11 protein-coding genes are annotated in these 12,960 nt (G+C 51.4%); 3 read left to right on the forward strand and 8 right to left on the reverse strand.

Going from position 1 to position 12,960, the window contains the following annotated elements; genetic code table 11:
- Positions 1 to 9 precede the first annotated feature (9 nt).
- Positions 10 to 438, reverse strand: coding sequence for a Cd(II)/Pb(II)-responsive transcriptional regulator (gene cadR, locus C8N29_RS15045; RefSeq protein WP_107866891.1), 429 nt, complete (start codon positions 436 to 438; stop codon positions 10 to 12).
- A 265-nt stretch (positions 439 to 703) separates the two neighbouring features.
- On the opposite strand from cadR (C8N29_RS15045), the gene C8N29_RS15050 reads away from it, so the two are divergent.
- Both C8N29_RS15050 and C8N29_RS15055 read left to right on the forward strand, forming a co-directional pair.
- Positions 704 to 1,408, forward strand: coding sequence for a recombinase family protein (locus C8N29_RS15050; protein ID WP_239987191.1), 705 nt, complete (start codon positions 704 to 706; stop codon positions 1,406 to 1,408).
- A 140-nt stretch (positions 1,409 to 1,548) separates the two neighbouring features.
- The gene (locus tag C8N29_RS15055) at positions 1,549 to 1,887 is read left to right on the forward strand and encodes a hypothetical protein (protein WP_107866893.1); all 339 of its coding nucleotides are present in this window, start codon (positions 1,549 to 1,551) and stop codon (positions 1,885 to 1,887) included.
- A gap of 192 nt (positions 1,888 to 2,079) precedes the next feature.
- Here the strand turns inward: C8N29_RS15055 and C8N29_RS15060 are convergent, their stop codons facing one another.
- Both C8N29_RS15060 and C8N29_RS15065 read right to left on the reverse strand, forming a co-directional pair.
- Entirely contained in the window at positions 2,080 to 2,415 is a 336-nt protein-coding gene (locus C8N29_RS15060) for a DUF3703 domain-containing protein (protein ID WP_107866894.1), read from the reverse strand.
- Positions 2,416 to 2,419: 4 nt separating this feature from the next.
- On the reverse strand, positions 2,420 to 4,735 hold the full coding sequence (locus C8N29_RS15065; protein ID WP_107866895.1) for a heavy metal translocating P-type ATPase: 2,316 nt from the start codon (positions 4,733 to 4,735) through the stop codon (positions 2,420 to 2,422).
- Positions 4,736 to 4,815: 80 nt separating this feature from the next.
- Between C8N29_RS15065 and cadR (C8N29_RS15070) the strand changes: the two genes are divergently transcribed.
- Entirely contained in the window at positions 4,816 to 5,256 is a 441-nt protein-coding gene (cadR, locus tag C8N29_RS15070; protein ID WP_107866896.1) for a Cd(II)/Pb(II)-responsive transcriptional regulator, read from the forward strand.
- 9 nt (positions 5,257 to 5,265) lie between these two features.
- Here cadR (C8N29_RS15070) and C8N29_RS15075 read toward each other — a convergent pair whose 3' ends face one another.
- The 5 genes from C8N29_RS15075 to C8N29_RS15095 all read right to left on the reverse strand — a co-directional run bounded on the left by C8N29_RS15075 (position 5,266) and on the right by C8N29_RS15095 (position 12,456).
- Positions 5,266 to 8,463 (reverse strand): efflux RND transporter permease subunit, encoded by a 3,198-nt coding sequence (locus C8N29_RS15075; protein ID WP_107866897.1) that lies wholly within the window; start codon positions 8,461 to 8,463, stop codon positions 5,266 to 5,268.
- A gap of 32 nt (positions 8,464 to 8,495) precedes the next feature.
- A complete protein-coding gene (locus tag C8N29_RS15080) occupies positions 8,496 to 9,752 on the reverse strand; it encodes an efflux RND transporter periplasmic adaptor subunit (protein ID WP_107866898.1) in 1,257 nt (418 codons plus the stop codon).
- Positions 9,749 to 10,999 (reverse strand): TolC family protein, encoded by a 1,251-nt coding sequence (locus C8N29_RS15085; RefSeq protein ID WP_107866899.1) that lies wholly within the window; start codon positions 10,997 to 10,999, stop codon positions 9,749 to 9,751. The genes C8N29_RS15080 and C8N29_RS15085 overlap by 4 nt, the downstream gene beginning before the upstream one ends.
- 67 nt (positions 11,000 to 11,066) lie before the next feature.
- Positions 11,067 to 11,480 (reverse strand): hypothetical protein, encoded by a 414-nt coding sequence (locus tag C8N29_RS15090; RefSeq protein WP_146164482.1) that lies wholly within the window; start codon positions 11,478 to 11,480, stop codon positions 11,067 to 11,069.
- Positions 11,481 to 11,682: 202 nt separating this feature from the next.
- Positions 11,683 to 12,456, reverse strand: coding sequence for an FTR1 family iron permease (locus C8N29_RS15095; protein ID WP_239987192.1), 774 nt, complete (start codon positions 12,454 to 12,456; stop codon positions 11,683 to 11,685).
- Positions 12,457 to 12,960 lie beyond the last annotated feature (504 nt).

A 12,960-nucleotide genomic window follows, 5' to 3' on the forward strand; every position in this document is an offset into this window, starting at 1 on the left:
TGCAGAACATCACCCCACATGGCTACGGTGGGGTGTGCCTTCGGCTTCCATGGTGCTTAGCTCGTGCAGGATGCCGCAGGTTTCCGCCGGCTGTTCACCGACACAGCGTTGCCGTAAGGCAATTAGCTGTGCCTGCAGCCCCAACAATTCATTGATACGGATTTCAACATGTTGGATATGCGTCTCAATCAGGGTATTCACCGACCCACAGCCTACGGTCGGTTGATCCATTGCCTGCAACAAGGTACGAATTTCCTGATGGGTCATATCCAGCACCCGGCAATTACGGATAAAACGCAGCCGCTCCACATGCTCAGCCCCATAAAAGCGGTAATTCCCCTCTGTCCGTTGTGGCTCCGGCAACAGCCCCTCTTTTTCATAGTAACGCACCGTTTGCACTGTGCTGCGTGTGGCTTGCGCCAATTCACCAATTTTCATGCGTCTCTCCGAAAAGCCCTTGACCCTATAGTAACTATAGGCTGTTTAATGACACTTATGCTAATACAGGTATCTCATCATGACGCAACATGACAAACCGGCTGCATCAAGCTATCAACTGATGCCACAGAAAGACGCTTGTTGCAGTTCCAAGAGCTGCGGCCAGCCTGCTGTTCCAGAGCAAACGGAACAGGATCTTCATCACGAATCTCATCAAGAGGTTGATGCCTGCTGCTCGCCTGCAACAAACGTCCCTTTGTGAACAGTGGCTGAAACATTAAAAAACTATGTTCATAAATTAGCTTTTAGACTAATATGCCTGTTCATATTTATTTGGTACGCTATTGAACATAGCATAGACGATACATCCCTTAAATCCAGTAGAAAAACAACGATGGCAACCTTTGCATACGGTCGCGTTAGCACCAAAGATCAGACAGTGGACAATCAACGCCTCGAAATTGAAAGAGCTGGATTTAAAGTTGATTATTGGTTTGCCGATGAAGGCGTGAGTGGAAATACCCATGCATCTTTACGCCCACAATTTAAAGCCTTACTAAGCCAGATTCGTGATGGCGAAATATTGGTGGTTGCTAAATTGGATCGCCTTGGTCGTGATGCTCAAGATGTCAATACGACCATCAAAGCACTCGCTAAACGCAAGATTGAAGTTATTATTTTACAGTTGGGTAAATTGGATGTGGCTTCACCATCTGGCAAGCTGATGCTGCAAATGTTGGCCGCTGTTGCTGAGATGGAGCGTGATTTATTAGTGGAGCGTACGCAGTCAGGATTGGCGAGAGCCAAAAGAGAAGGGAAGGTATTGGGTCGCCCTGTTAAAACGACAGCCAGTCAACAGGCTGAGATTATCAATCTGCGAAAAAACGGTGCATCCCTTAGTTCATTGGCTCGACTGTATAAAGTATCAAGGGCGACGATTATGCGCGTAACAGGTGAGGTGTCAAAATAACGCCAGCCCCCGTTTTGGTTCACTCTCCTCTATGGACATCAACAGAATTAAGCTAAAGTGCTTAATATGTTAAGCACTTTAGCTTAATAAAATGAGCATTGCTTGCCTTATAAGCACCAAACAAGGTGTAGAGAATAACAATGAGAAGAAAAATAACGCTTTCTAAAGCATTTGAAAAAGCTGGGTATGTAACCCAAAGCGGATATTGTATAAAGATAAAAGGTTATGCTATTTATGCTTATAATCCCTATCAAAATAAACTTGCATACATTGCAAAACGCCTTTTAGATGGCAGCTATCAGATTTACAATGTTAATGGTGCATATTCCAACCACACTGACCATTTATTCTTAAATACGCTGACCACGGATTTTTGTCTGTTGACTGCTTTGCTAAAGTCATTGACCACTACATTGCTCTTTATGACCAGCTTCTTGTCTGTACTGACCACTACACATGATGATTTGAGACAACGCTAGTATGTGTGCGTAACCATGCATAGACAATTTAGAATCTACATCCTAGAATTAGAGTCGAGCTGGGAGTGCTGACCTACTTGCAGAGCGTTGGGCGATTGTTCCACTCAGCTTACCGAATTTAAACGGGTCGCTTTTGCGACCCGTTTCTATTTCTGCTGCTCGATTACTGGGTACAGATATGCTGAACTGCCATCACTCAAAATACTGTTTCAAGTCTTCTGGAATCGGCATAGGCTTCACTGGCGACACCTTCGCACGCCCAGAATTACCCAACGGCACTTTCCCAATCAGTGAACCAGCCGACCCGATAATTCTGATGATCTGGCCCAAGACTTCCTGAATGTCGCCCGTTTTCAAACCTGCTCTGAGCATCCAGTAATGACTGATGACGTGAGGTACGTAATTTCGCTGTCCCAGGATGTGTGCTCTTTCCAGATGATAAAAGGCTTGCTCATTCTTACCTGATGCCAATAGCCCTTTGCCTTTATCCAGCTCTTCCTTGAATGCGGCCTTTAACTTGGCTTGCATAATCTTATCTCCTCAGCAGACGCAGCCCGTTGAACACAACCAACAGGCTGCCTCCCATATCTGCAAATACCGCCATCCATAACGTGGCGACGCCCGTGAATGCCAGCACCAGAAAGACAGCTTTGATCCCCAGTGCCAAGGCGATATTTTGCTTCAGGACGACGCTTGTTCTGCGACTCAACACCACAAAGTCAGCAATCTTGCGCGGATCGTCATCCATTATGGCGACATCCGCAGTTTCCAAGGCGGTTGCTGTCCCGGCCGCACCCATCGCAAAACCAATATCGGCACGCGCCAGAGCAGGCGCATCATTAACGCCATCACCTACCATGCCCGCCGCGCCATAGCTATTTTTCATATCTGCAATAGCTGCCTGCTTGTCTTCCGGCAACAGATTGCCTCGGGCATCCTCGATACCCAACTGATCGGCGATGGATCGTGCCGTTGCCGGATTGTCCCCTGTCAGCATCACGGGTTTAATATGCAGCTCCTTGAGCGCAGTAACCGCCTGCAGGCTCTCAGGGCGGATCGTATCCGCGACGCCGAAGATGGCGGCTGGGCCAGAGGGCACGCATAAAATAATGACTGTCTTGCCGGCATTCTCCAGTACGGCTAATTTGGCTTCCAACTCCTTGGAGCAAACATCCAGTTCCTCAACCAGACGGTGATTGCCTAAATAGCATGGTTGGCCATTGATAGTACCTTTTACACCCCGGCCATTCAGTACGCCAAAATCCGCAACCGGCAGTGTGTTGGCGTTCGGCTGGCGTGTTTTCCATCCATCAACAAGAGCCTTGGCAACCGGATGTGTACTGTGGTCGTCAAGGCTGGCGGCCATCAATAAAGCCGTTTCGATCGGCATGTCTCCAAACGGAATCGCATCAGTGAGCACAGGCTTTCCCTGAGTCAACGTACCTGTTTTATCAAGAGCGATAACTTTTAACAGGCGTCCACCTTCCAGATACACACCGCCTTTAATCAGGATGCCGTGCTTGGCCGCAGCCGCCAAACCACTCACTACCGTGACAGGCGTGGAAATCACGAGGGCGCAAGGGCAAGCGATCACCAGCAGAACTAAGGACTGATAGAGCCATTCGCTCCAAGCGCCTCCGGTGATTAGCGGCCCGAACACTGCCAGCGCAATGGCCACGACCACGACGGCTGGTGTGTAATAATGGGCAAATTGATCGACAAAGCGTTGTGTGGGAGCACGTTCTGATTGGGCGTCCTGAATGGCGGCTGCGATCCGGGCCAGCGTACTTTCACCAGCTGCAGCAGTGACCACTGCTTCTACGACACCATCAGTGACAATGCTACCCGCATACAGTGAATCACCGATTTGCTTATCTACGGGTAAACTTTCGCCGGTAATGGGGGCTTGATTCAGTGCAGCACGACCAGAATCAACACGGGCATCCAGTGGCACGCGTGACCCCGTACGCACACGGATACGGCTGCCCACATTCACACTGGCAACTGGCTGTTCCTGCCAACCATCACCAGCTTGTACTTCAGCGATTTCTGGTGCAAGAGCTGTCAGCGACTTGACGGCATTACGTGCCCGCTCCAATGACAAAGCTTCAATTGCTTCAGCGACCGCAAACAAAAAGATCACCATCGCTGCTTCAGGCCATTTCCCGATAATGACGGCACCCATGACGGCCAGCGACATCAAAAAGTAGATATTGAGCGTCAAATTACTGAGTGCAATCCAGCCCTTTTTAAGCGTCGGCAAGCCCGCACTCAGAATGGATACCAGTGCCAGAGCGATGACAGACCATCCTGTTTCCTGGGTAGTTACCCAGGCAATACCTTCAGCACTGATCGCGGCCAACCCACCAATGGCCAGTAGTATTTTGTCCTTGCTGTCCAGCGCCGGGCGCACAGGCGTAGCGGGTGCTCCTGCTTCCAGTAATTGCGGAGCCATTTCCAGTGAGTTAAGCGCCGTGACAATAGCTTTTGGGTCTTCCAACTGGTGGTAAACCGTCAGTTCGCGGTTGAGCAGATTGAAGTCCAGCCGGGAAATACCTTTCATGCTTTCCAGACGATTGCGAATCAGCCGCTCTTCTGTCGGGCAATCCATTTTGTCGATACGGTACCGAACCCGGCTTGCCCCTTCCGGTGTACTCCCCGGCGTCAAATTGCTGACGTTTGTTGCAGGCGAGCAGCAGGCATCAGCCGCTTTATGGTCATGATGACCGTCATTTTCTGTTGTTTCTGGTGAAACGGCTGGTTGGCCGCAGCTCGTTGAACTGCAACAAGCGTCTTTCTGCGGCGCCAGTTGGCAGGATGATGAGGCCGGTTTGTCATGTTGCGTCATGATGAGATACCAGTATAAACACGAGTGTTATTAAACAGCCTATAGTTACTATAGGGTCAAGTCTTTTCAGGAGGGCGGTGATGAGAATCGGCGAGCTGGCTCAACGTTGCAATTGTGAGGTAGAAACCATTCGCTTTTACGAGCAGGAAGGCCTGTTGGAAGTGCCTGCCCGCGAAGCGAATGGTTATCGTAACTACACGGATCTCCAGCTGACCCATCTCAAGTTCATCCGGCATTGCCGGTCACTGGGAATGAGCCTGCCCGATGTGCGTACGCTACGCCGTTTTCAGGCCAATCCCGAGCTGGCCTGTGACGACATCAATCAGTTGATTGACAGCCATATCCAGCGGATTCATCAGCAGGTCGAATCCTTGCGGTTGCTGGAACAGCAACTACACGCGCTTCGGGATAGCTGTCACAGCAATCAACAAATCCGTGAGTGTGGCATTCTGAAAAATCTGGAACAGGCCTCCGTAGGCGAGGCCTGCGACTGTCATCCAGCCTCGCCTGTGAGCAGTTAGCTATCTGGTTCAGTCTTGACTCTCCTCGTTGTCACGCTCGAACAGCCGGTACAGTGCTGGTAACAGGACTAGGGTTAGCAACGTGCTGGTGATCAGCCCGCCAATAACCACGGTCGCTAAAGGCTTTTGCACTTCTGCTCCGGTGCCAGTGGCCAGAGCCATTGGCAGAAAGCCCAGTGAAGCCACAAGTGCGGTCATCAAGACTGGACGTAAGCGCGACAGCGAGCCTTCCCGAATAGCCATTTGCAGTGCCATGCCACTCTCGTGCAAATGATTAATACGACTCACCATGACCAAGCCATTCAGCACCACTACACCGGACAGGGCAATGAAGCCCACAGCGGCCGTAATCGAGAATGGCATATCCCGCAGCCAAAGCGCTAGAATGCCTCCTGTTAACCCCAGCGGAATGGCACTGAAAACCAGCACTGCCTGCCGTACATTGTTCAGTGCGCTGAATAGCAGCAAGAAGATCAGAGCCAGACAGAGTGGGATAACCATAGACAGGCGCTCTTTGGCCTGCTGCAAGTTTTCAAACTGACCACCCCAGCCGAGCCAGTAGCCTGCGGGCAGTTTGACTTCCTGGGTGACAGCTTGTTGGGCATCGGCAATAAAAGACCCCAGGTCACGATTGCGGACATTGGACTGAATCACGATGCGCCGCTTGCCATTCTCGCGGCTGATCTGGTTCAAGCCAGCTTTGATTTCCAGCGTTGCCAGTTCTCCCAAGGTGACAAACGCCTGATTGCCGTCACTCATGACCGGAATAGGCAAGGCTCGTAACCTCTCCAGGTCGGCACGCAGTTCCTCTGGCAAGCGCACAACAATTGCAAAGTGCCGATCACCTTCAAACACCTGTCCGGCTTCACGGCCACCAATTGCCGCAGCTACCATATCCTGTACGTCAGACAATGGCAGGCCATAACGCGCCAGTTGCTCACGGTTAAATGCAATATCCAGCAAAGCCTGACCTTCAACCTGTTCGACTTTGACCTCACTTGCGCCATCCACACGTTTCAGCGTGCTGGCAATACGATTGGCCGTCTGTTGCAGGGCTTCAAAATCATCACCGAACACTTTAATGGCGACATCACCGCGCACTCCAGACAGCAGTTCATTAAAGCGCATCTGAATCGGCTGGGTAAACTCATAGTTGTTCCCCAGGAGTGTGCTCACGTGCTTTTCAATACGCTCGCTCAGTTCGGCTTTGGACAAACCAGGATCGGGCCATTGCGCACGCGGCTTAAACATGATGAAGGTGTCGGAAATACTGGGCGGCATCGGATCAGCCGCCATTTCAGCTGTACCGGTTTTAGAGAAGATAAAAGCGACTTCCGGCAGGGTGCTGATACTCTTTTCAATCGCTAGCTGCATTCGGGTGGATTGTTGAATGCCGGTACTGGGTATACGGATTGCCTGCATGGCAATGTCCTTTTCATCCAGAGTCGGGATAAATTCCTGTCCCAGGCGTGTGAACACCAATAAGGCAACACCAAACGCTACAGCTGCCAAGGTTAGCACTGTCTTTGGCGAATTGAGGGCTTTATCGAGCAAGGGCGCATAACCCTGTCTGGAGCGTGTGATCAGAACACTTTCATGCTCCAGCGTATTTTTACAGAAAATGGCCACCAGTGCTGGCACGAGCGTCAGAGAAAGTATCAGGGCGGTTACCAGCGCAATCATCACTGTCGCCGCCATGGGATGAAACATTTTTCCTTCCACCCCCTCCAGCGCCAGGATAGGCAAGTACACGGTAATAATAATGGCCTGGCCAAACACGGATGGCTGAATCATCTCTCGACTAGCGTGTAAGACTTCACTCAGGCGCTCGCTCAGGGTCAGGCTACGACCCAGATGCTGTTGTCTGGCCGCCAGTCGCTGCAAACAGTTTTCCACAATAATAACCGCACCATCTACGATTAACCCGAAGTCCAGAGCGCCCAGGCTCATGAGATTGCCACTGATCTGGGCTTTAAACATGCCGATACTCATGAGCAGCACGGTCAATGGAATAACGATAGCCGTAATCAACGCGGCACGGATATTGCCAAGCAGCACAAACAGCACGAAAACGACCAGCAATGCACCTTCACTCAGGTTTTTAACCACCGTCTCAATCGTCGCATTTACAAGCTTGCTGCGATCCAGAACGCTTTGCGCTTCAATATCTGGTGGCAAGCTGCGGCGAACATCAATCAGCTTCTGGTCAACGGCCAAGGCAACCGTACGCGAGTTTTCACCAATGCGCATCAGCGCTGTCCCTACGACCACTTCGTGGCCATTTTCGCTTGCTGAACCGGTACGCAGTTCTTCGCCAATCGTCACGGTTGCTACATCACGAACATAGACAGGGATACCCTGACGGGTGGCCACCACTGTTGCGGCAATCTCGACTGATGTTTTTAGACGGCCATCAAGGCGAACCAGATAAGCCTCGCCCTGTTGCTCAATCACCCCGGCGCCACGGCTTTGATTGGCTTTTTCCACGGCTTCCGCCAACTGGCTCAGACTCAAGCCATACGTGCGTAATTTGAGGGGGTCAGGCTGAATGTGATACTGCTTTTCAAAGCCACCAATCACATCAACCCCGGCAACGCCAGCGACGTTTTTGAGCTGGGGCCGGATCATCCAGTCCTGAACCGTGCGTAGATAAGCCAGTTGGGCAACCTCGGTACGCAGGGACTCTCCTTCAGGCGTGAGATAGCTGCCGTCGCTCTGCCAGCCAGCTTCTCCATCCTTGATCTTCGCACCCTGTCCACCTGGATGCTGGTATTTCACCGCCCACATATAGACTTCACCCAGCCCCGTCGAGATGGCTCCCATGCGGGGTGTTGCTCCAGCAGGCAGTTGCTCTTGTATTTCGCTGAGCCGTTCAGTGACCTGATTACGGGCAAAGTAGATGTCTACCTTGTCATCAAAAATAACCGTGACTTGGGAAAAGCCATTGCGGGTCAACGAACGTGTACTTTCCAGACCAGCAATCCCGGCAAGGGCATTTTCAATCGGAAACGTCACCTGTTTTTCCATGTCCTCCGGCGACAGTCCCGACAGTGTGGTATTGATCTGGATCTGGTTATTGGTGATGTCCGGGACGGCATCAATCGGCAATTTTTGTAGCGACCATAAGCCCAGCACAGACAGCAGCAAGATCACCATGACGACCAGGTAACGATGTTTCAGGGAAAAACTAAGCACACGTTCAATCATGCGTCGTGCCTCCCTGAAGGATCAAGGTAGTGTCAATGCTCATGTTCAGCTTCTCCCTTCTGTAATTCTGATTTCAGAATGAAGCTGCCGTCGGCTACATACTGCTCGCCTTGCTGTAGGCCTGAAACGATGGTCAGGCGCCTGGCATTGCTATCGCCAATGATCACAGGGCGGAGTTGCAGACCTTGTGGTGTTATCACAAAAACGACACTTTTACCCTCGACAGTTTGGACGGCCGACGCCGGGACATTCAGGACATTGGTACGCTTTTCGGTCTCTAATGTAGCGGTGACAAACATGCCGGCCCGCCACAAGCCTGCCCGGTTGTCGATCACGACCCGAACACTCCCGCTGCGACTGGCGGTGCTGAGTTCAGGCTGAATAAATACCACCTTGCCAGTTCCGGTCAGTGTTCGGTCAGAGTTATAGACCTGTACCTCTTGCCCAGCCTTGATGGCCGTCAAGGCTTCGGTCGGTACAGTCAGATCCACCCACAATGTTTTGAGATTGGCCAGCCGGAATACCACTTTGTCACGGCCCAGGGCTTCGCCCAGCGTCAGCTCCTTACTGAGAACAGTGCCTGCAAGCGGCGCACGCAAAGCGTAGCGGGCCAGATGACTGCCAGATTTTAGTGACTGAAGATCGCCATCGGACAACCCCAGGGCGAGCAGTTTTTGCCGGCTGCTCCGCTCCTCAATCTGGTTTTCAGCCAGATTGCGCTTGGCCTGTAAATAGTCCTGTTCAGCACTGATTTTCTTTTGCCACAGTTCCTGCTCTCGATTAAAGGTGAGCTGAGCCAGTGCAGTGCGTTCTTTGGCGTTGAGGTAGGCCGCGTTGGCTTCCGCCAATTCCTGGCTTTCGATCATGGCCAGCACGGATCCTTTTTCCACCTGTGCACCGGTTTGTACACGGATCTCGCGTACAGCGCCGCTAACTGGGGAAATGACACGTGCCTCCTGATCGGCATTCAATCCCAGTTGTCCAGGCAGTTTTAACGACCCAGCCAGTGGAGTTATCGTGGCAACTTCTACACGGATGCCATTGGCCTTCAACTGCTCGGGACTCATTTTGATGAGGGACGTTGTTGCTTCGTGTTCCTCGTGTCCCTCGTGTTCTTCGTGCGATTCATCAGCTTTTTTATCTTTGTGCTCTTTGTGTTCTTCATGCGGACTCTCATCAGCCGTAACGGGTGGATGGTCTGTCGTGTCAGTAAGCTTCATGACCAGCACGGCGATAACGGCACCGAAAAGGGCGCAGGCCAGATAGCGCCATAGGGTTTTGACATTCATGGGGTAATCTCAGCAGAAATAGGTTCTCGTCCAAGCAGACGATCCAAGGCAATAGCGGAATGGTGATAACCGACCAGTGTTTCCAGATACGTGTTACGCACTTCCAGCAATGCTTGTTCCGTATCAAGCACATCAAGCAGGCTGAATTTCCCGGCGCGATAGCCTTCCTGAGATAAACTGAAGGTCTGCTCAGCCAGGCTTAGCACGTTCTCACGCAGATTCATGACTTCCGCTCGTGTGGCTGTTAACCGTTGACGCTCTCGGGCGATATCACTCTCAAGGCGCAAGCGTGCTGACTCCAATTCAGCTTCTGCTACGCCCAACTCGGCACGAGCGGCGTGCCGCTCTCCCTGACGACGGTCAAAGAATGGCAAAGGAACGGAAATGCCCACTTGCAGGCTGTTCTCCTGGGTCACTGCCTCCCGTTTAACGCCTGCGCTAACGGTCACATCGGGGATACGCTGGGCATCACTAGCGCGCACTGCCACTTGCTGACGCTGCACGGCCAGTGTCATTTGTTTTATCGTGGGATGGGCGACAAGAGGATCCACAGTCAAGGACTCTTCTACAACGGGCAGTTCCAAAGGAACAGAAATCTCCGTCACAGCCGGCTGTCCCCCCCATAATGCAGCGAGTTGATACCGGGCTTGAGCCAGGGCACGTTCTGCTCGCACAGTTCGCTGCTCAGCGACTTTGAATGCGACAAGAGCGCGTGAGGCTTCAATAGGTGAAACCTTGCCTGCGGTCACCCGCGTTTGAACAATACTCTTAAAATCTAGTGCCAGAGCCTGGGCCTCCTGAGCCAGCCGAAGACGGGCAGCTGCCGCTTGTACTTCGACAAAAGCCAGACGGGTGTCGCGCACCATATCCAGTCGGCGCAGAAGCAGGGCTTGTTCAGCCTCACGTGTATTGACAGTAGCAATGGCTGTCCGATAGTCGCGTTTACGACCCAGTTCAACGCTCTGGCTGAAATTAATGATGGTACTGGCGCGACTGGGCGATGACCCACTTTGTCCACCCAAATCCTCCAGGGCGACACTGAGGGTGGGGTTCGGAAAAACGGCGGCCTGGGTCTGTCGGCCAAGAGCGGCTTCTACTTGCTGGGCTGAAGCCTGCAACGCCGGATTCTGGCTGAGCACACGCTCAATTGCGGTAGGCAACGCCAAGGGCACATCGGCATGTCCACTATCGGGAAATAGCAGATTCATTCCAATAAAGGAAAGAGAAAATAACGAAAAACGGAACATGAGTCCTCTCCACGCAAAACTGGTTAAGACAGGAATAGGCCTGTCATGCAGAACAGCGCGTTAAGGCTTAAATATGTAAAACTGTGGTTTTCCGCAGCGTCACGGGGCGGTTATTAGTGGGTGGATCAGCTGTCCAGGAATGAACAAGCAGAGGGTCGGAGAGAGGAAGAAGGGTGATGACAATGGCGATCAGGCTAAAGTCACTGTAAACCATGAGTGGCTTGAACTCTGTGCCAGGAACCAGTTCATGGTTGGCATGGCCATCATCTAATGCCAAGTCGATACAGTGTTTGATGCTCTGTTTGGCTTTTTCCGCATCATCACAGGGTTCACCAGCACGCTCAATAACCGCTTGGCCGTTTGGTTCCAGACAAATGACATCGGCAAGGGCTTCACCAAAACCCAAACACCAATGCAGCAGCAGAATCGCGACCATAGGTAGCGACCAGCGACGGCGTTGGCGACGGGTGAAGTGGAACATATAACAGTACAGTGAATTAATAGTGAGGCCAGTCTAACAGGTTGAAGGCAAGAGAGAAATATTCTCATTTGTTGGCTTTATGTAAGATATTCAATAAAAGCAGAAATCTGAGTTCCAGCATCTGCAGTGCAACCACAGGTAGACATCAGCCTACCCATGATTGCGGCTAGTGCTTATCAGCGACCATGAAAAAGCATGACTTTCAGGCTTTAGCTTCCGTCCAGAGATGGCTGGAAAGCTTGTCCCAGATAATCAGGCTGAGTGGCGCCAGAATCAGCGTATAAGTCAGCCAGACGCCGTATTCACCGCCAGGGCCATATGGTTCGGTGAGTTCATGCCAGTATCCGTTATCCAACAGCGGCAGAGCACCTGCTTCTGCAAACTCGTGAAAAGCATACACGACCAGTTGCACCGAGAACAAAGCCAGAAACGTCCCTGTGACACGAAATAGCAGGCCGACATTAACGCGTTGCCCATAACGTCCCCACAACCATGCCAATACGGCAGCTGAACTTAACCCGCCAATTGCACTGGCCGTAAGAGTGAGGCCACTGGCAGTACTTGCCAAAGCTGCAATTAGCGTAGCAGCTTCCACACCTTCTCGCCCCACCATCAGCACAGCAAACAGGAGCACACTCCACCAAACGGCATTCACCTTACCTTGTGTGAGTATATTGAGGCGTTCGCGAATTTCGTACGCCATTTTTTTACCGTGCATAACCATGTGAATGACGCAAGTAATAATCAGTGCCGCAGCCACTAGAGCAAGCCAACCTTCCCATACAGGTGACAACGCGCCTGTATGGGCCAGATAGATACCAAGAACAGCAGAACCGGAGATAGCTATCAGCGAACCGGCCAGTAAAGGTCTTAACAATAATGAATTGCCAGTCTGGCGCAGAAAGGCCATGGCGACGGATATAACCAGTAAGGCTTCCAGTCCTTCCCGGAACGTGGTCATGAAAATGGCTAACATGGATTGATCTCCTTAAAACAGCGAATGCAGTAATGGCTGTCACAGGCCATTCAATGGCAGCTGTAATCAGCACAAAAACATGGGAATAACAGATAAAAGTGTCATGTTTCTTTAGTACTAGAGGTATTCCATGATGGAATTAATGACGAAGAACAACCGTTCGGGTAAGGAAAGAGAGCGAGTTACGACAGACAGGCGCTGGCAGAGGAGGCAGGTTTCGCACGAGCATATCCAGCCGCCATGCGATGAACCAGCAGTATAAGAATAGAAAAGTTATAGGGAGCTTATTCAGGTCGAGGCTATTACAGCTAATGCCATTTTTACCTTCATCATCGCAGGGCACTGTTAAAGTGTGATCTCCCGCTTGAGAGGACACGTTTGACTTAGCATCATGCGTATCATGAATGATCCTAGCCAACTAAATGGACAATTATTCCCTCTAAAGCTAATTTAAGAATTATGTTTGGAGAGAAGAAATGGCAAAACGTTTTAGCCCTGAATTTA

The sequence above is a fragment of the Agitococcus lubricus genome, assembly GCF_003051055.1.
In the GTDB taxonomy this organism is placed as follows: Bacteria; Pseudomonadota; Gammaproteobacteria; order Pseudomonadales; family Moraxellaceae; genus Agitococcus; species Agitococcus lubricus.